We start from the raw sequence: 17896 nt of genomic DNA on the forward strand, positions 1-17896 counted from the left end.
GCCTTTGCAAGTTTTCTGTTTTGGAAGATTAACTTTGCAAAGTTTTCGGGGCAAGTCGTTACAGCCCCAATTGACGCTCTCGCCGAATGACGGATCCAATTGCGAAAATCGCCAGAACTGCAGAGGTTAGCATCAGCCAGAGCAAGGGCATGGCGCCGGTTTCCCGGGTCAGCAGGGTGCCTGCCAACGCGCTCAGGCCCGCGCCGCCGCCCAGCATGATTGCGCCGCTCAACCCCGAGGCGGTCGCGGCCAGATGCGGACGAACGGACAATGCGCCGGAGGTGGCATTGGGAATGGCCATGCCGTTTCCGACGCCCACAAAGGTCATCAAGCTGAAAAAGCTGAGTGCGGTGCCCAGACCTGTGAGGAACAAGGATGCCGAAAGCGCAACGCCCAAGGCGTTCAGCAGGCTGCCCCACAGCACCATCCGGTTGATGCCAATCTGTACGGAAAAGCGACCGCTCAGAAAGTTGCCAACAAAATAGCCCACTGCGGGGGCGCCGAAAAATATGCCGACCTGTGCCGCGCTTAGTCCGAACAGCTCGGTTCCAATAAAGGGCGCGCCACCGAGATAGGCAAAGAATGTGCCCGAAGACAACGCGCAGGACAGTGAATAGCCCCAGAACCGTGGCGAGGTCAGAAGTTCAGGGTATTCCTTGAACTGCTGAACAAGGGTCTTGCCGCTTTTGGCTGACGTTTCGCCAAAATCCGCGAAGGTCAAGGCAAGCGTCAAGGCGCCCAGGGCGAAAGGCAGCCAGAAATTCGCTTTCCAGCCAAAGCTTTCCTCCAGCAGGCCGCCGATCGCCGGGCCGATCATCGGGACCACGGCCATACCCATTGTCACGTAACCGATCATCGATGCCGCCTGATCCTGATCGTACATATCCCTGACCGCGGCCCGGCTGAGAACCATGCCGACAACCACGACCGCCTGGCACATTCTGAACGCCAGAAAGACTTCAACGTTGGGGGCATAGATGCATCCAAGCGTGGCTAGCAGGAACAAGCCGATCCCCCACAGCAGAACTGGCCTGCGACCTGCTTTGTCTGCGAGCGGACCAATCAGGATTTGCAGAACGGCGTTGACCAGAAGATACAGCGCGATCGATAGCTGCATGACCTTGTAATCGGCGCCAAAATACGCGGCCATGTTCGGCAAGCTCGGCAGAAACAGGTTCATGCTCAGCGCAGACAAGCCCGCGAGCAATACAAGTGTCGCCAATGTGGGTGGTGTGCGGCGAACCGCGCGAGAGCTGAACTGCATGGTTCACATGTATAGTCATGGAATTCTGGATTGCCAGCCATCCAGTTATCTCAACGAGAGACTTTGCAAGTTTACAGTTATCCAGATTGTTGTTGCTGAATATTTGCAAATTTGCCGAAAAGAGCTTTGGATGAGAGGCGCAAAGGGGTAGGGTCCCGGCAAATTTTACAGGGGATAATCGTCATGAAAGACATCCTTTCCGAGTTGGAAAACCGCCGCAACGACGCACGACTGGGCGGCGGGCAGAGGCGGATCGATGCCCAGCATGCGCGCGGAAAGCTGACGGCGCGAGAGCGGATCGAGTTGCTGCTGGATGAGGGCAGCTTTGAAGAATTCGACATGTTCGTCAGTCATCGTTGCACCGAATTCGGAATGGAAAAACAAAAACCTGCGGGTGATGGCGTTGTCACGGGTTGGGGCACCATCAACGGACGCATGGTCTATGTGTTCAGCCAGGACTTTACGGTCTTTGGTGGGTCGCTGTCCGAGACGCATGCCCAGAAAATCTGCAAGATCATGGATATGGCGGTGCAAAACGGTGCACCGATTGTCGGAATCAACGACTCGGGCGGTGCGCGAATCCAGGAAGGTGTGGCATCTCTGGCGGGTTATGCCGAAGTGTTTCAGCGCAACATCACGGCCTCGGGTGTGGTTCCGCAGATCAGTGTAATCATGGGCCCATGCGCCGGCGGTGCGGTTTACAGCCCCGCGATGACTGACTTCATTTTTATGGTCAAAGACACGTCATACATGTTCGTGACGGGCCCCGACGTGGTCAAAACGGTCACCAACGAGGTTGTAACGGCCGAAGAACTGGGTGGTGCCTCGACCCACACCAGGAAATCCTCGGTCGCCGATGCGGCGTTCGAAAACGATGTGGAAGCATTGGCAGAAGTGCGCCGTCTGGTGGATTTCCTGCCGCTCAACAACCGCGAGAAACCTCCGGTGCGTCCGTTCTTTGATGACCCGCACCGGATCGAGGATTCGCTGGACACTCTGGTTCCGGACAATCCGAATACGCCCTATGACATGAAGGAACTCATCACCAAAATAGCCGATGAGGGTGATTTCTACGAAATTCAGGAAGATTTCGCCAAGAATATCATCACCGGCTTTATCCGGCTGGAAGGTCAGACCGTAGGTGTGGTGGCAAACCAGCCGATGGTCTTGGCGGGATGTCTGGACATCGACAGTTCGCGTAAGGCGGCGCGGTTCGTGCGGTTCTGCGACTGTTTCGAAATTCCGATCCTGACGCTTGTCGATGTTCCGGGCTTTCTGCCGGGCACACAGCAGGAATACAGCGGTGTGATCAAGCACGGCGCAAAGCTGCTTTATGCATATGGCGAGGCGACCGTGCCTAAGGTCACGGTGATCACGCGCAAGGCGTATGGCGGTGCCTATGTGGTTATGGCGTCCAAACATCTGCGCGGCGATTTCAACTATGCCTGGCCGACAGCCGAAATCGCGGTGATGGGTGCCAAGGGTGCAACCGAGATTATTCATCGGGCAGATCTGCATGATGCGGAAAAGACCGCACAGCATGTCGCCGATTACGAAGATCGGTTTGCAAACCCCTTTGTCGCCGCCGAACGCGGTTTCGTCGACGAGGTGATCATGCCGCATTCGACCCGCCGGCGCGTGTCCAGAGCCTTTGCCAGTTTGCGCGGCAAACAGCTGAAGAACCCTTGGAAAAAGCACGACAATATTCCGCTTTGACCCATTCGGGGCGGCGTTGTCCGCCCCGGTTGTTGGCACTGGCAGTCCGATTTTTAGCGAAAATGCTCAAAATTGCGGCGGAATTGACAAAAAGCGACAAATAGTTGAATGATCCGACCCGTCAGACATAGAACCGCGCAGGCCAAAAGCACTGCGCGCGCGATCCCGGAAGGAGGAGCCTGCCTTCGGTGGGTCCGGGATCGTGCCATATGTCTGGTGTTGTGTGCGCTCGGCGTTCCTGTTTTTGCCCAGACAGACAGTTCATTGCCGGTGCCGTCCGGTCAGCCGGTGCATCTGAGCGATGTCCTGCTGGACAACAACCCCGGTGAGCTTTGGGTGCGCTTTCGATTTGTCGCCCCGAAGATCGGAGCGTCAGTGGGACGGATCGGCTATGACGTGGCGTCCAAGGATATGGAGCATCTGTGCCAGGTTCTAGCCGTTCCTTATGTGGCTCTGCACGAATTGCAGCCATCCAGAGTTGTCATTTCCCTGTCTGATCGCCCGGTGGAATTTGGCGACACCGCTCCGGACGCGACCCAGTATTTTGAAGCCTACCGGCTGGAGCAGTCCCGGTGTATCTGGGAAGGGCTTTGACCATGAACTTACGCTGTCATGACGTCAAAGCTTCTCAGACCAACGGTGCGGCTTTGGAGGTGCGCAACATGATCCCATCCAAGTTCGGGTTCGAACTATTTTTGTCTGCAAAACAAAGCTGTGGAGTGTCGCCATGCTGAAACATCGCGGGTTTCCGGGGCGTCTTTCAGGCACCGATTTTCAGTTCACTATTCGCCGCGCCAATCCCAAAGGCGTCACACCGCTTACGCGGCGGGAACGGTTCCGGGATCGCAAACCGGCGGACAAACGTGCCGATGCCGCCTTCATGGAGGCCCTTTGGGCGCATTTCGGCGATCAGCCGTTCGAGCGGGGCAATCTGGATGCCGGACGTCTCAGCTGGCTTTTCGGGCGCGAAGTCATCCCGGCGGAAGATCCTTTTGATCCGGCCAGCTATGACGCAATGCTAGTAATCGATGTGGACGCCGCCCGTGCGTCCTTTCCCGACGTAATCGACGGGACAGGCTAATCGTGATCCAAGCCGCCGCATATCAGCCCATCAAGACCGGTTCCGGGATGACCCTGCCCGAAACCGGGCAGGATCCGTGTGCGGCATCAGAAGTTCAACTGAGCGGCCAGCTGAACGCGGTTTCCGTCAAAGGTTCTGCCGGTCGGCGCGTCGTTCCGTTCGCCATAGATGTACTCGGCGCTAAGTGTCAGATCCTCGGTTGCCTTGTAAAATGCGTTGACGTGGATCGTTTCCAGTTCGGTGAACGACAGGGTTCCGGTCGAGGTCGGCAGGTCATAGTCTTCTTTGCCGTATGCAATGCCAACATTCCATTTCGGGCTCAGATCCTGCCGGAATTCGATGGTGTATCCATCCACGTCATTGGCCTGGCCGTTCACGATGGGATCACCAAGGCCGATCAGGTACGGGCCGAGTGCCTCGCCGTTCACGTAGTTGACCTGGAACAGGCCGCCCTGCCATGGGCGAACCGAGCCGGATATCGTGAACCCGGTCTGATCAACTTCGACATTGCCGGATTCCGCCTTGCCATAAAGGCCGGACAAACGTGCGACATAAGTCCCGTCATTGTATTCGGCGGATGCGGTCAAAACCGGATCGTCCGAATTCGAACCGCCGACATTCTCTTCGATCGAAACGGCGAAGGACGTGTTCGTTCCGAAAGAGTTGGTATAGCGAACCTGCGGAACCCGCGCGAAAGGGATACCAACGGGGCCGTTGAATTCCACCGAGGTCGGGTAGGTGTCCAGCGGCATGAAGTTGGTCCAGGTCTGTCCGATCAGCCAGTTGTCACCGATGGTGATATTGGCGTGGCGTACACGCAATTCGGCTGTTCCGCCGGAACCGAACAGATCCAGTTCCAGTTGTCCGCCGATATCGCCGATACCGCTTGGGGTGGTGGTGCGCAGACCGATCCGCGATTGGCGGACGGTGGCACCAAATGTGCCATCGGTCGCGGCCGACGGTTCCCCGATGACATTCACGAACGCCGTGTCGCCCTGATCGAACTCGAAATCGTAGAAGAAGTCGGCCTTTACATATCCGTAAACGTCCAGAACGGTGTTGCCGATGCGGAAGTCACCGTTGGCAGGGCTGGCACTGGCGGACTCCAGCGCCTCGACCCGGGCGCGCAAGGCGTCAAGTTCGGCTTGAGTTTTGGCATCCTGGGCAAAGGCAAGCGTGCTGGTCACACAAAGCGCAGAGGCAGCAAGCAGGAGTGCCTTTTTTCTAGTCTTCGTCATGTGGGTGTTCCTTTGAGTGCGAGTGTGCACACAGACCGTTTCACGAGGTTCAAACCTTGGGAAATCACGAGAATGGGAAGTGAAGATGTTGATTTTTCAAGCAAATGTGTGTTTTTCACTGCGCTGAAACACGACGTCTTGAGCCGCTTGGATAACGCATTGGCGCAAGGCGGTTCTGTATGTCCAACGCTGACCGAGAGTCGTGATGCTGCAACCGCGAAACGCGCGGAAAGCGGCTTGATCTGTCACGAAACTGTGACGGCAAAGCGGCCTCAAACGCCCGAGCAGTATCGAACCGGTATCGGCGCGAAGTTGCGCGGCATTTCCGGGTGTGGGCAGATTCCAGCCGAAATCCCGATTGGAAACAATACTGTGTTTGCCGGCAATATTGTGCTGTGCAAACTGGATAGGCCGTGCGGCTCTACTTTGCCTGCGCCGCACATGCACCTACTATTCCGTACCCCTTCCTTGCGCGGGCAGGCTTGTGTTCCCCACATAGTCCTGTCCGCGTTTTTCTTTTTGCCTGTATCGGACAAAAAAAGGCAAAATCCCGCACAAAAATCGCCTGCGCACCCGTTGATATTGAATAACAGGGCGTGTTTCGCGCATCTGACCCGAAAAGGACCAAGAAACCAAAAAGGGCAGATACAATGCGATTCTCACGCTTCATCCTTGCTGCGGCGACCTGCGCGGGCCTGGCCGCCTGTGGAGACACCACGGGCGAACAGGCAATCCTCGGCGGAGGTGCCGGGGCAGTGGGGGCGGCGGTCCTCAACGCGGACCCGTTGTTTGGCGCAGCCGTCGGTGCGGCGGGCAACGTGCTGTACTGCAAGACACAGAACACCTGTAACTAACGCATATTTTGCGGGGCGCATGTCGTCCCGCCCGTCATCGCGCATCACGCCGTCGTGGGGATTGTTCCCTGCGGCGGCGTTTTGCGTTTCCAGAACACCAAGCCAAAGGACGTTCCATGTTCAATAAGATCCTGATCGCCAACCGGGGCGAGATCGCCTGCCGGGTTATCAAGACCGCCCGCAAGATGGGTATCGGCACCGTCGCCATTTTCTCGGACGCGGACAAGAACGCGCTGCATGTGTCGATGGCGGACGAAGCCATCCATATCGGCCCGCCACCTGCAAACCAGTCTTATATCGTGATCGACAAGGTGATGGACGCCATCCGCCAGAGCGGCGCGCAGGCGGTCCATCCCGGTTACGGTTTCCTGTCCGAAAACGCCAAGTTTGCCGAGGCGCTGGAAGCCGAAGGCGTGGTTTTCGTCGGTCCCCCGAAGGGCGCGATCGAAGCGATGGGCGACAAGATCACCTCGAAGAAAATCGCGCAGGACGCGAATGTGTCGACGGTTCCCGGATATATGGGGCTGATCGAAGACGCCGAAGAGGCGGTCAAAATCTCGAACGAGATCGGCTATCCTGTCATGATCAAGGCCAGCGCCGGCGGCGGCGGCAAGGGCATGCGGATCGCGTGGAATGACGACGAAGCGCGCGAAGGCTTCCAATCGTCAAAGAACGAAGCCGCAAGCTCGTTCGGGGATGATCGGATCTTCATCGAGAAATTTGTGACCCAACCGCGTCACATCGAAATTCAGGTTCTTTGCGACAGTCACGGAAACGGCATCTACCTGGGCGAGCGCGAATGCTCGATCCAGCGCCGGAACCAGAAAGTCGTGGAAGAGGCGCCGTCGCCGTTTCTGGACGAAGCAACACGCAAAGCCATGGGGGAACAGGCCGTGGCCCTGGCCAAGGCCGTGGGCTATTCCAGCGCGGGAACGGTAGAGTTCATCGTCGACGGTGAAAAGAACTTCTATTTCCTGGAAATGAACACGCGTTTGCAGGTGGAACACCCTGTCACCGAACTGATCACCGGCGTTGATCTGGTCGAACAGATGATCCGCGTGGCAGCGGGTGAAAAGCTGTCGATCACGCAGGACGACGTGACACTGACCGGATGGGCGATCGAAAACCGCTTGTACGCCGAGGATCCGTATCGCGGCTTCCTGCCCTCGATTGGCCGTCTGACCCGGTATCGCCCACCTCAGGAGACGGCAGCCGGGCCGATGCTGGCCAACGGCAAATGGCAGGGGGATGCGCCCGAAGGCGATGTTGCCGTTCGAAATGACACCGGCGTCTATGAAGGCGGTGAGATCAGCATGTATTACGACCCGATGATTGCCAAACTGTGTACCTGGGCTCCGACCCGTGATCAGGCGATCGAGGCGATGCGCGTGGCGCTGGACAGTTTCGAGGTTGAGGGCATTGGCCACAACCTGCCGTTCCTGTCCGCCGTGATGGATCATCCGAAATTCATCAGCGGCGATATGACCACGGCCTTCATCGCCGAGGAATACCCCGACGGGTTCGAGGGCGTCGAACTGGCCGAGGCAGACCTGCGCCGGATTGCGGCGTCCTGCGCGGCCATGCATCGCGTCGCTGAAATTCGCCGGACCCGGGTGTCGGGCCGGATGGACAATCACGAACGCAAGGTCGGCACCGATTGGGTCGTCTCCTTCGGGCGCGAGATCCAGTGGCCCGTCAAGGTTGACGCGGATCAGGATGGGGCCACGATCAGGTTTGACGACGGTCAGGAAATGCGGGTGACGGGTGATTGGACTCCGGGCGATCAGCTTGCCGTCATGACGGTCGATGACGCGCCGCTGGTCATGAAGGTGGGCAAGATCTCGGGCGGGTTCCGCATCCGTAACCGCGGCGCGGATCGCAAGGTGCAGATACGCACTCCGCGCCAGGCCGAACTGGCGCGTCTGATGCCTGAAAAACTGCCGCCGGACACTTCGAAAATGCTGCTGTGCCCGATGCCCGGCCTGGTCGTGAAGATCGACGTCGAAGTGGGGCAAGAGGTGCAGGAAGGCCAGGCGCTGTGCACCATCGAGGCGATGAAGATGGAAAACATCCTGCGCGCCGAGAGGAAGGGCACCGTTGCCAAGATCAATGCTGGCCCCGGCGACAGCCTCGCCGTGGACGAAGTGATCATCGAGTTCGAGTGATCATGACCGCGCTTTTGCCATACCTGTCAAAGCCTCTGGCATTCTGTGCCGGGGTCTTTCGGGGTGGCGAAAGCGGTCAGCCGCCTTCGCGCCGATCGCGGATTTCGCGTTCGCGCAGGGGGGTCTTGTCGATGGACCGGCCAATCTCGCGCACGCTCCACGGAGAAGGTTTGCGCAGTTTGACCACGCCGTCCTTGTCGACGAATACCATCTGGAACCCGCGCGGGCGCAGCTGTGACCGGATCGGAGACCGCGCCGATGGGTCGGTATCGGTCAGAACCACCACGTCACGCTCACGCATTGCGGCTTCGCCTTCGAGCAGCATGTCGATCTGTTGCTGGAACCGCGGGTCCGCTGGCGTGTCGGCAAAGACTACGATGGGTCGGTTGACCCAAAGAAACTCGCTGAGTTCGCTGTCACCCACCGGGCGGACAAAACTGTCATCCGTCGTCGCCGTGCCATCCGCCGCCCAGACAGACATCGGGATTAGTGCCAAGAAAACAAAGGCAAGCGTGCGTGTCATGTGGCCTCCTGTTCCTTCGAATATAGCCTCTGTGACACCGATTGCGACCGACGATTTGTACCAAACACTCAAAATGTCGCGCTTGCGTCTGAATGAAACGGCCAAGCGCAAGACCTCAATGCGGAAGCTTTCGACTGCCGCCATCCGAATTGACAAGAGGAAACCGAAATGACCGACACCAAGGATTGGAAAGCGCTGGCCGAGAAAGAGCTGCGCGGACGTCCGCTGGACGACCTGACCAAAGAGACGCTGGAAGGCATTGCGGTCAAACCGCTCTATACGCAGGAAGACACCGCCGGTTTGCCGCATATGGGTTCGCTGCCGGGCTTTGGTCCGTTTACACGCGGTGTGAAGGCCACGATGTATGCGGGCCGTCCGTGGACGATCCGTCAATATGCGGGCTTTTCGACCGCCGAAGAATCCAACGCCTTCTATCGCCGCAACCTGGCGGCGGGCCAGCAGGGCGTTTCGGTCGCCTTCGATCTGGCCACCCACCGCGGCTATGACAGCGACCACCCGCGTGTCGTCGGTGACGTGGGCAAGGCCGGTGTGGCCATCGACAGTGTCGAGGACATGAAAATCCTGTTCGACGGCATTCCGTTGGATCAGGTCTCGGTCTCGATGACCATGAACGGCGCGGTGATCCCGATTCTGGCGAACTTCATCGTGGCAGGAGAGGAACAGGGGCACGACAAATCGGTTCTGTCCGGCACCATTCAGAACGACATTCTGAAGGAATTCATGGTGCGAAACACCTATATCTACCCGCCCGAGCCCTCGATGCGGATCATCTCGGACATCATCGAGTATACCTCGAACGAGATGCCCAAGTTCAACTCGATCTCGATCTCGGGCTATCACATGCAAGAGGCCGGCGCGAACCTGGTGCAGGAGCTGGCTTATACACTGGCCGACGGGCGCGAATATGTCCGTGCAGCGACACAGGCCGGGATGGACGTGGACAAGTTCGCAGGCCGGCTGTCGTTCTTCTTTGCCATCGGCATGAACTTTTTCATGGAGATCGCCAAACTGCGCGCCGCGCGCACGCTGTGGCACCGGGTGATGACCGATTTCGGCGCGAAATCCGAACGGTCAAAAATGCTGCGCACCCACTGCCAGACGTCAGGTGTTTCGTTGCAGGAACAGGATCCTTACAACAACGTGATCCGCACCGCCTATGAGGCGATGAGCGCAGTTCTGGGCGGAACGCAATCGTTGCACACAAATGCGCTGGACGAGGCGATCGCGCTGCCCACCGACTTTTCGGCCCGTATCGCCCGGAACACGCAGCTGGTGTTGCAGGAAGAGACCGGCGTGACCGATGTGGTCGACCCACTGGCGGGGTCCTACTACGTCGAAAGCCTGACCAACGAGCTGATCGAAAAAGCCTGGGCCCTGATGGAAGAGGTCGAGGAAATGGGCGGCATGACCAAGGCCGTGGCCAGTGGTATGCCCAAGCTGCGCATCGAGGAAAGCGCCGCGCGCCGGCAGGCCATGATCGACCGCGGCGAAGAGGTGATCGTCGGGGTCAACAAGTACCGCAAAGAACAGGAAGATCCGATCGACATTCTGGACGTCGACAACGTGGCCGTACGCGAAGCGCAGGTCGCGCGATTGGAACGTATCCGTGCGACCCGTGACGAGGCTGCTTGCCAACAGGCGCTGGACGCTTTGACCAAGGCTGCCCGCGAGGGTGGAAACCTGCTGGCCGCCGCCGTCGAGGCCGCCCGTGCCCGCGCATCCGTAGGAGAGATCAGCATGGCAATGGAAAAGGAATTCGGCCGCCACCGCGCCGAAGTGAAAACCCTGGCCGGCGTTTATGGCGCGGCCTATGAGGGCGACGAAGGCTTTGCCGCGATCCAGAAATCCATCGAGGAATTCGCCGAGGCCGAAGGCCGTCGCCCCCGTCTGCTGGTGGTCAAGATGGGGCAGGACGGTCATGACCGTGGGGCCAAGGTGATTGCCACCGCGTTCGCCGATATCGGGTTTGACGTAGACGTTGGCCCCTTGTTCCAGACCCCGGCCGAGGCCGCGCAGGACGCGGTGGACAATGACGTGCATGTGGTCGGTATTTCCTCGCAGGCGGCAGGGCACAAGACATTGGCCCCGCAACTGGTGGAAGAGCTGAAAAAAGCCGGGGCCGAGGACATCATTGTGATCTGCGGCGGGGTGATCCCGCAGCAGGATTACCAGTTCCTTTATGATCATGGGGTCAAGGCCATCTTTGGCCCGGGCACCAACATTCCCGAGGCCGCTCAGGACATCCTGCGCCTGATCAGCGAAGCGCGCGGCTGACGAAGGTCGGGTTATTCGTCGAAACATCTTGTGATCGCGCCTCTTTGGCGGAAACATACGGCCAGATCCGCAAGGGTCTGGCCGTAAACTTGCAGGAGGTGGCACATGTTACTGGATCATCTGGCCGTCGCGGGTGAAACATTGGAAGACGCATCTGCCCATATCGAACAAGCGCTTGGCGTTGCGCTGCAACCCGGCGGCAAGCACGAGACGTTCGGGACATACAACAAGTTGCTAGGCCTCAGGGACGGGCTCTATCTGGAGGCGATTGCGATCGACCCGCAGGCGCAAACGCCGGGCAGAACGCGGTGGTTCGATCTGGACCGCTTCGAGGGTAGCCCGCGTCTGACCAACTGGATTTGCCGGGTCGAGGATATCGAAGCTTCGCTTGCGTTGTTTCCCGATGGTGTCGGGCAACCGATCGATCTGACCCGGGGCGCGCTGCGGTGGCGCATGGCGGTTCCACCAACCGGGCGCTTGCCGTTCGACAACTTGTTTCCCGCACTTATCGAATGGCAGGGCGACCTTCACCCGGCCGACATGCTGCAAAACAGCGGCTGTCGGCTGCGGCGCTTGGTTGTGTACCACCCGGATGCGTTGACGCTGGCCAGACATCTAGGTGCATTGGATCAAGTGGTGTTCGACACCGGCCCGGCCGCGCTCAGGGCGGAGTTCGAGACGCCTCATGGGGTCCGGGTGTTGGAATGAACATTCGCCCGGCCATGGCGGCGGATGCGCCCGCAATCGCCAGGATCACCAATGCGATCATCCGCGAGTCCTTGATCACCTTCACGACCGATGAGCGCAGCACGACGCAAATCACCGAAGATATTAAGGCGCGGGGCACCGGCTTCCTGGTCGCCGAACATGATGGGCAAGTTGTTGGTTTTGCCACCTATGTCCCGTTTCGTGCGGGCCCCGGATACGCGCAGACGCGCGAACACTCGATCCAGCTGTCACCGGATGCGCGCGGAAAAGGCGTTGGGCGTGCTTTGATGCAAGCGCTTGAGGCGGCCGCACGAACCGACGGTGTGCATGTTTTGGTTGCAGGCATTTCCTCGGCCAATCCGGGCGCCGTGGCGTTTCACGCGGCGCTGGGCTTTTCACAGGTTGGTCGCATGCCCGAAGTAGGGTTCAAATGGGGTCAATGGCTGGATCTTGTGCTGATGCAGAAAATTCTTTCACCTGAATGATCTGTCGCACCTGACAGTCCCGAATTGTGACGCTAGTGTACGCCCATGTCGATCTGGACCCGCATATCCGATGCGCTCAGCGCGCTGGCCCAAGGCGAAAGCCTGGCCGCAGTTTTTGAAAAGCTGCGAACACCGCCGGAACGATCGGTGGCGTTCACGATTGCGGTGATTGCCCTGGGCGCCAAAATGGCCAAGGCAGATGGTCAGGTGACACGAGATGAAGTCACTGCCTTCCGCGATGTGTTCCAGATCGCGCGCGAAGACGAAGAAGATGCCGCGCGGGTCTTCAACATGGCGCGCACGGATGTGGCGGGGTATCAGGACTATGCCCGCAAGATCGCCCGGATGTTCGCCGAAGACAGCACCACGCTTTGCGACCTTATGGAGGGGCTGTTTCACATCGCCATGGCCGATGGGTTCTACCATCCCAATGAGAACGCGTTCTTGGAGGAAGTGAGCAAGATCTTCGGGCAGTCCGACGCTCAATTCAAAGCATTGCGGGCGCGATTTGTGCCGGATGCGCCAAAAGATCCTTACACGGTTCTGGGCGTGCCGCAGGACATGCCCTTGCCCGATATCCGCAAAGTCTGGCGAAGGCTGGTCCGCGAAACGCACCCGGACGCCATGATGGCGCGCGGTGTCCCGGAAGAGGCGATCAGACTGGCCGAGAAAAAGATGATCGACATCAACCGCGCCTGGGATGAGATCAACGGCGCGCGGGCCTGACAGGATGCGGCTGGCGACCTACAATATCGAATGGTTTGCCAATCTTTTTGATCAAAACGACAATCTGATCGTCGATGACACCTGGTCCGGTCGGCATGATGTCACCAAGGCGCAGCAGGTCGAGGCGATTGCAAAAGTGCTGATCGCGATTGACGCGGATGCGGTATTGATTGTCGAGGCTCCGAACACCGGCAAACGCCAGAACACGGTGCGGGCCCTGCAAACCTTTGCCGAGGCGTTCGATCTGCGCATCTCTGACGCGGTGATGGGATTTGCCAACGACACCCATCAAGAGCTGGCGCTGCTCTACGACAGGACCATTCTCACCGTGCGCCATGATCCCAAGGGTGACATCGACGACCCCTTGGCCCCCCGGTTCGATGGTGCGTTCAGAATCGATCTGGATATTGATGCGACCGAGGATGTCGTGCGGTTTTCCAAACCACCGATGGAATTGGCGGTGACGACGCAGTCGGGCCACGACGTCCGGCTGATCGGAGCTCATTTGAAATCCAAGGCTCCGCATGGGGCCGGGTCGCGGGATGAGGCGATCCGGATCTCGATTGCCAACCGCCGCAAGCAACTGGCGCAGGCGGTCTGGCTGGCCAGGCGGGTCGAGATGCACGTTGCCAGCCAGGAACCCGTCATTCTGCTGGGAGACCTGAACGACGGCCCCGGGCTGGATGAGTTCGAGCATCTGTTCGGCCGCTCTTCGGTTGAGATTTTGCTGGAGGCAGGTTTGTTCGACCCGCACGCGGTGACGGCTCATGGTTTTCGGCCGGGATCGATACCTTCCACGGCGCGTTTTGCCCGCCCGGAAGAAGGCAGGTTTCTCGAGGCTCTTCTGGATTACATAATGATAACCCAGGATCTGCGTGCATACCGCCCGGCCTGGCGCATTTGGCATCCGTTTCGCGACGCGGCCTGTTGGTCCGCACCGGACCTGCGACAGGCGCTGCTGACGGCGTCGGATCATTTCCCGGTCACACTGGACATCGACCTGTGACCTTTCACGCCTGCGGCTGGGGCGCTATATTCTAGGTATGAAACACGTTTTGCTGATCAGCACGATCACTGCCGGCATCGCCGCGCCGGCCCTTTCGCAGGAAGACAACAGCAAATCCCTGATGGAGCAGGGGGCCGAGCTGTTTTTCGAAGGTCTGCGCAAGGAAATGGAACCGGCGCTGGATGATCTGCTGGGCCTTGCGGATGAGTTTGGCCCGGCAATGCAGTCGTTCTTGCGGGAAATGGGCCCCGCACTGGCCGAGCTGGGGGCCGAGATCAAGGATTGGAGCGCTTATGAAGCGCCCGAGATCTTGCCCAATGGCGATATCATCATCCGCAGGAAACAGGCCGAGGATCCGCCAGAGCCTGAAAATGAAGGTGAAGAATTGCCCGAAGGGGCAACTGATATCTGATCGGATCGAGGGTCAGCCCTTGATGATCACGCGCGTATCGGATTTCAGGGCGTTCGCCAGTGAATTCAGACGCGCTTCGGCAACTTCACTGAACAGGGGGGCTGCTGCTTCGGGCAGGTACAGCTCCAACTCCCGCTTTTTGGGATAGAATTTCAGACGCCCCATATTGGCGTCATTGTGCATCCACAGCATCGCGCCAAAGCGCATGGCCTTGCCCAGAATCTCGGCGTCTTTCTGGCCTTTTTCGTCCAGCAGATCATACAGGGGCGCAAAGCGGTTTCCCTCGCGTTTGTTGCGATACCGGTGCTGCAAGGCAAGCCCGATAAAGACACGTTCTGAATGCTTCAAGCCACCCAGATTGGCGCGGGTGACGTTGTCGAAACAGACTTCGGCCCGGTAATCGGGATGAGCACGCCAGCTGACATCGTGCAGTAGGCATGCAGCCTTGATCAGTCGAACGCTGCTGGGGGGGGCTGATTTGAACAGCGGCATCACGAAATCATAGAGGTTTCGGCCAAATCCGGGCAGGCGGGCATCCTTGGATTCGGAAAAAAGGCTGGCTTCGATCAACGGGTCCCGGTCGCGCAACTCCTGCGACATCTGTTCATACAGCAATCCCTCACGGATCCCATAGCTGGATATGGCGATGTCCTTCGGTTTGAACGTTCGGATCAGCCGGGCCAGAACATCCATCGCGTAGGGGATGAGCGACATCCGCGAGCTGGATACACCGGCCTGGCTGCGCAGCTTTTCATGATCGTTCTTTTCAATGAACTTGATCGTTTCACGAACCTGTTTTGTCGTCATCCGGTATTCATGCAGCACGTTCAGCGGATAGCCCCGCCGCAGCATGTCCAGCCGGGCAAAGGCCCGCCAGCTGCCGCCAACCAGAAACAGACGATCCCGCTGCGGACCCATTTGATCGCGCAGCTGTTCCATCGTGCTTTTGATATGGGCCTTGCGTGCGCGCCGCCCGCCCTTGATATCGCGCAGTTTCAACGGCCCGAGGGCCGAAGTCAGGCGGCGGCCGACCTGACCGTCTCCGATCTCGGCCAGTTCCATCGACGACCCGCCGATGTCGCAGATCAGGCCATAGGCTCCAGGCCATCCCAGCAGCACTCCCTGAGCTGATAAACGGGCTTCTTCTTCCCCGTCGATGACTTCCACGTGCAGCCCGGTCTCTGCCTTGACCTGATCGCAGAAATCCGGCCCGTCCTTGGCCTCGCGCACAGCTGCCGTGGCCACGACATGCAAACCCGGCAATTCCAGATCAACCGCCAGATTCTGAAACCGCCGCAGCGCCGCCAGTGCCCGTTCGCGCCCACGCGGGTTCAGTCGCCCGGTCTCGGACAGGCCCGCGCCCAATTCGCACATGACCTTTTCATTGTAGAAATAGGCCGGCGATCGGGCCGCACCGTCAAAGATGACCATCCGGACCGAGTTGGATCCGACATCGACAACTCCGACACGCGACAATGCCCGGGTTCCAGGCTCGTCGAACAGTGGCTTTCCGAAAGGTCCCCAGTCAGGGATGTCGGTTGCAGCGGTCTGATCCATGTGTCTTCCAGATAATGCTGTGTGAGGATGCGAAATTGGCGGGTGCGGGTCAATCACCCGTCTCGATCTCGTCCGGGCTCATGTTCAGAACCCGCACGGCCAGGGAACGGGTGATGTCGCGCTTTTCCATAAGGGCCAATTGATCCAGCTGCGCCACTACGTCGGCCGCAGTTTCAAATCGACGATCCATGTGTTTGACCAGATAGGCGATTACCTCGGGGCCGGGGTTCAGCTGCCGATCTACGAACAGTTTGGCCAGAACCGCCCCCAGCAACGCATCGTCGGGCGGATCCAGCGCCACGTGATGGGCGCCTTCGACCCGGCTTTGCAGATCAGCCAGTGGCAATTCCCAGAATTTCGGGGCCAGCCGACCAGTCATCAGCAGGGCGTTTCCTTCGGCCAGAACCAGATTATGCAGGTGAAACAGCGTTTTCTGCTGGTCGGCATCGTCGGCGATCATGGGCACGTCTTCGACGGCAATCGGCCTGCGTGCCAGATCCGGCACGTCGTCATACCGCAAATCAGCGGCCTGAATGATGCGCCCGCCGGTTTCCGCGGCCCAGACATGCGCCAGATGGGTTTTGCCCGCACCGGCCGGGCCGGTCAGAACAAGCTTGTTTCCCGGCCAGGATGTGGCCGAGATCATCGCCACGGCCAAGGCATTGGCAGGCGACACAAAAAAGTCCTCTCGCCCGAGCGCAGTTTTGGCGGGCAGATCAAAGCTGAGTTGTCGGGCCATTTACTCGGTTTCCTGATCCTGACGTTCAAGACCGGTATAAAGTCGGCTGTCCAGGTACAGCGATGTGGCAAATCGGGCCAGCACGCCCAATGCTGCGGCCACGGGCACGGCGATCAGCATGCCGACAAAGCCGAACAAGGCCCCAAAGACCGACAGTGCCAGCAGCAGCCAGACCGGGTGCAGCCCGACAGAGCTGCCTACCAGTTTGGGTGTCAGGAAATTCCCCTCGGTGACCTGCCCGATGGCAAAGATCCCCGCGATCAGTCCGACATGTGCCCAATCTCCCCAAAACTGAAACAGCGCCAGCCCGATGGCCAATGAGCCTCCGATCAGGGCGCCCAGATAGGGGATGAACGTGACCAGCCCCGCGATGAACCCCACGATCAGGCCGAATTGCAGACCGGCAAGCATCAGCGCGACGGCATAGTAGGTACCTAGGATCAGGCAGACCGTTCCCATCCCGCGCACGAAAGAGGCCAGCACGGCGTCAATCTCACCGGCCAGCCGCCTGATGGTGGGGGCGTGGTCACGCGGCAGGAGCTCTCCGATGCGAGCGACCATGCGATCCCAGTCCAGCAGCAGGTAAACAGCCACGACGGGCACGATCACCAGAAGGACAACAATGTTTATCGCGGACCCGAGTGAGGCAAGAACCGTTTGCAGAACATCCCCGGTCTTGGACTTCAGCATGTCGCCGAAGGACACCAGCATCTGATGAGTGTTTGATTCCCGGTCCAGCAGCGACGGGAATTGTTTTTCAATGAACCCGCGCAATTGCTTGAAAAGGTCAGGCAGAACGTCGATCAGATCCAGCAATTGAGTAATCAGGGCGGGCACGACCATCAGGATCGCCAAAATAAACCCCAAAATCCCGACGACGGTGATGATGGCTGTAGCTGCGATGCGCGACAGGCCCAACCGCTCCAGCCGATCCGCAACGGGATCAAGGAAATACGCAATTGCTCCGCCTATGACGAAGGGCAGCAGGACATCCCCCAAAGCCCAGAGGATCAAAACAAAAACCGCAGCGGCGACGCCCCAGTATCTCAGCTGATCCTTTACCGGCAAAGCCATCGTGATCCCCTTGTTCAGGCCTTTGCAGGCGTTCTTGGCGCATCAAAGCCCAT

General features: G+C 59.0%; 17 protein-coding genes. 11 read left to right on the top strand and 6 right to left on the bottom strand.

Features of this window, described 5'->3' with window-relative positions:
* Positions 1–58: 58 nt before the first annotated feature.
* Positions 59–1264, bottom strand: a complete 1206-nt coding sequence (locus GOW09_RS00445) for a multidrug effflux MFS transporter (protein WP_171114813.1) — start codon at positions 1262–1264, stop codon at positions 59–61.
* Positions 1265–1447: 183 nt separating this feature from the next.
* On the opposite strand from GOW09_RS00445, the gene GOW09_RS00450 reads away from it, so the two are divergent.
* The 3 genes from GOW09_RS00450 to GOW09_RS00460 all read left to right on the top strand — a co-directional run bounded on the left by GOW09_RS00450 (position 1448) and on the right by GOW09_RS00460 (position 4061).
* A complete protein-coding gene (locus GOW09_RS00450) occupies positions 1448–2980 on the top strand; it encodes an acyl-CoA carboxylase subunit beta (protein ID WP_171114816.1) in 1533 nt (510 codons plus the stop codon).
* A gap of 108 nt (positions 2981–3088) precedes the next feature.
* Positions 3089–3574, top strand: coding sequence for a DUF6497 family protein (locus tag GOW09_RS00455; protein ID WP_171114817.1), 486 nt, complete (start codon positions 3089–3091; stop codon positions 3572–3574).
* A gap of 133 nt (positions 3575–3707) precedes the next feature.
* On the top strand, positions 3708–4061 hold the full coding sequence (locus GOW09_RS00460) for a hypothetical protein (RefSeq protein ID WP_152458722.1): 354 nt from the start codon (positions 3708–3710) through the stop codon (positions 4059–4061).
* A gap of 86 nt (positions 4062–4147) precedes the next feature.
* Here the strand turns inward: GOW09_RS00460 and GOW09_RS00465 are convergent, their stop codons facing one another.
* On the bottom strand, positions 4148–5299 hold the full coding sequence (locus tag GOW09_RS00465; RefSeq protein WP_171114819.1) for a DcaP family trimeric outer membrane transporter: 1152 nt from the start codon (positions 5297–5299) through the stop codon (positions 4148–4150).
* Positions 5300–5949: 650 nt separating this feature from the next.
* Here GOW09_RS00465 and GOW09_RS00470 point away from each other — a divergent pair.
* The gene (locus GOW09_RS00470) at positions 5950–6153 is read left to right on the top strand and encodes a hypothetical protein (RefSeq protein WP_170343657.1); all 204 of its coding nucleotides are present in this window, start codon (positions 5950–5952) and stop codon (positions 6151–6153) included.
* A 116-nt stretch (positions 6154–6269) separates the two neighbouring features.
* Positions 6270–8318 (top strand): acetyl/propionyl/methylcrotonyl-CoA carboxylase subunit alpha, encoded by a 2049-nt coding sequence (locus GOW09_RS00475; protein ID WP_171114821.1) that lies wholly within the window; start codon positions 6270–6272, stop codon positions 8316–8318.
* 76 nt (positions 8319–8394) lie between these two features.
* On the opposite strand, the gene GOW09_RS00480 is transcribed toward GOW09_RS00475, so the two are convergent.
* The gene (locus tag GOW09_RS00480; protein WP_152458718.1) at positions 8395–8841 is read right to left on the bottom strand and encodes a DUF4174 domain-containing protein; all 447 of its coding nucleotides are present in this window, start codon (positions 8839–8841) and stop codon (positions 8395–8397) included.
* Between the two features lie 168 nt (positions 8842–9009).
* On the opposite strand from GOW09_RS00480, the gene scpA reads away from it, so the two are divergent.
* The 6 genes from scpA to GOW09_RS00510 all read left to right on the top strand — a co-directional run bounded on the left by scpA (position 9010) and on the right by GOW09_RS00510 (position 14473).
* Entirely contained in the window at positions 9010–11136 is a 2127-nt protein-coding gene (scpA, locus tag GOW09_RS00485; protein WP_171114823.1) for a methylmalonyl-CoA mutase, read from the top strand.
* A 105-nt stretch (positions 11137–11241) separates the two neighbouring features.
* Complete coding sequence (locus GOW09_RS00490; RefSeq protein WP_171114825.1) at positions 11242–11844, top strand: VOC family protein; 603 nt, start codon at positions 11242–11244, stop codon at positions 11842–11844.
* The gene (locus GOW09_RS00495; protein WP_171114827.1) at positions 11841–12329 is read left to right on the top strand and encodes a GNAT family N-acetyltransferase; all 489 of its coding nucleotides are present in this window, start codon (positions 11841–11843) and stop codon (positions 12327–12329) included. The genes GOW09_RS00490 and GOW09_RS00495 overlap by 4 nt, the downstream gene beginning before the upstream one ends.
* A gap of 45 nt (positions 12330–12374) precedes the next feature.
* Complete coding sequence (locus GOW09_RS00500) at positions 12375–13055, top strand: molecular chaperone DjiA (RefSeq protein WP_171114829.1); 681 nt, start codon at positions 12375–12377, stop codon at positions 13053–13055.
* A gap of 4 nt (positions 13056–13059) precedes the next feature.
* A complete protein-coding gene (locus GOW09_RS00505) occupies positions 13060–14061 on the top strand; it encodes an endonuclease/exonuclease/phosphatase family protein (RefSeq protein ID WP_171114831.1) in 1002 nt (333 codons plus the stop codon).
* A 37-nt stretch (positions 14062–14098) separates the two neighbouring features.
* Positions 14099–14473 carry a hypothetical protein gene (locus GOW09_RS00510; RefSeq protein WP_171114833.1) on the top strand — a complete coding sequence of 125 codons (375 nt, stop codon included), beginning with the start codon at positions 14099–14101 and terminating at the stop codon, positions 14471–14473.
* Positions 14474–14485: 12 nt separating this feature from the next.
* On the opposite strand, the gene GOW09_RS00515 is transcribed toward GOW09_RS00510, so the two are convergent.
* The 3 genes from GOW09_RS00515 to GOW09_RS00525 are packed head-to-tail and all read right to left on the bottom strand — an operon-like array spanning position 14486 to position 17843.
* Positions 14486–16030, bottom strand: a complete 1545-nt coding sequence (locus GOW09_RS00515) for a Ppx/GppA family phosphatase (RefSeq protein WP_152458711.1) — start codon at positions 16028–16030, stop codon at positions 14486–14488.
* A gap of 49 nt (positions 16031–16079) precedes the next feature.
* Positions 16080–16769, bottom strand: a complete 690-nt coding sequence (locus GOW09_RS00520) for a DnaA ATPase domain-containing protein (RefSeq protein ID WP_171114835.1) — start codon at positions 16767–16769, stop codon at positions 16080–16082.
* The gene (locus GOW09_RS00525) at positions 16770–17843 is read right to left on the bottom strand and encodes an AI-2E family transporter (RefSeq protein ID WP_171114837.1); all 1074 of its coding nucleotides are present in this window, start codon (positions 17841–17843) and stop codon (positions 16770–16772) included.
* Positions 17844–17896 lie beyond the last annotated feature (53 nt).

This window comes from Ruegeria sp. HKCCA5463 (assembly GCF_013034175.1).
In the GTDB taxonomy this organism is placed as follows: domain Bacteria; phylum Pseudomonadota; class Alphaproteobacteria; order Rhodobacterales; family Rhodobacteraceae; genus Ruegeria.

Coding starts and splice junctions, on each gene's coding strand:
- GOW09_RS00445 (WP_171114813.1), bottom strand. CDS start 1,264: ATGCAGTTCAGCTCTCGCGCGGTTCGCCGCACACCACCCACATTGGCG.
- GOW09_RS00450 (WP_171114816.1), top strand. CDS start 1,448: ATGAAAGACATCCTTTCCGAGTTGGAAAACCGCCGCAACGACGCACGA.
- GOW09_RS00455 (WP_171114817.1), top strand. CDS start 3,089: ATGATCCGACCCGTCAGACATAGAACCGCGCAGGCCAAAAGCACTGCG.
- GOW09_RS00460 (WP_152458722.1), top strand. CDS start 3,708: ATGCTGAAACATCGCGGGTTTCCGGGGCGTCTTTCAGGCACCGATTTT.
- GOW09_RS00465 (WP_171114819.1), bottom strand. CDS start 5,299: ATGACGAAGACTAGAAAAAAGGCACTCCTGCTTGCTGCCTCTGCGCTT.
- GOW09_RS00470 (WP_170343657.1), top strand. CDS start 5,950: ATGCGATTCTCACGCTTCATCCTTGCTGCGGCGACCTGCGCGGGCCTG.
- GOW09_RS00475 (WP_171114821.1), top strand. CDS start 6,270: ATGTTCAATAAGATCCTGATCGCCAACCGGGGCGAGATCGCCTGCCGG.
- GOW09_RS00480 (WP_152458718.1), bottom strand. CDS start 8,841: ATGACACGCACGCTTGCCTTTGTTTTCTTGGCACTAATCCCGATGTCT.
- scpA (WP_171114823.1), top strand. CDS start 9,010: ATGACCGACACCAAGGATTGGAAAGCGCTGGCCGAGAAAGAGCTGCGC.
- GOW09_RS00490 (WP_171114825.1), top strand. CDS start 11,242: ATGTTACTGGATCATCTGGCCGTCGCGGGTGAAACATTGGAAGACGCA.
- GOW09_RS00495 (WP_171114827.1), top strand. CDS start 11,841: ATGAACATTCGCCCGGCCATGGCGGCGGATGCGCCCGCAATCGCCAGG.
- GOW09_RS00500 (WP_171114829.1), top strand. CDS start 12,375: ATGTCGATCTGGACCCGCATATCCGATGCGCTCAGCGCGCTGGCCCAA.
- GOW09_RS00505 (WP_171114831.1), top strand. CDS start 13,060: ATGCGGCTGGCGACCTACAATATCGAATGGTTTGCCAATCTTTTTGAT.
- GOW09_RS00510 (WP_171114833.1), top strand. CDS start 14,099: ATGAAACACGTTTTGCTGATCAGCACGATCACTGCCGGCATCGCCGCG.
- GOW09_RS00515 (WP_152458711.1), bottom strand. CDS start 16,030: ATGGATCAGACCGCTGCAACCGACATCCCTGACTGGGGACCTTTCGGA.
- GOW09_RS00520 (WP_171114835.1), bottom strand. CDS start 16,769: ATGGCCCGACAACTCAGCTTTGATCTGCCCGCCAAAACTGCGCTCGGG.
- GOW09_RS00525 (WP_171114837.1), bottom strand. CDS start 17,843: ATGGCTTTGCCGGTAAAGGATCAGCTGAGATACTGGGGCGTCGCCGCT.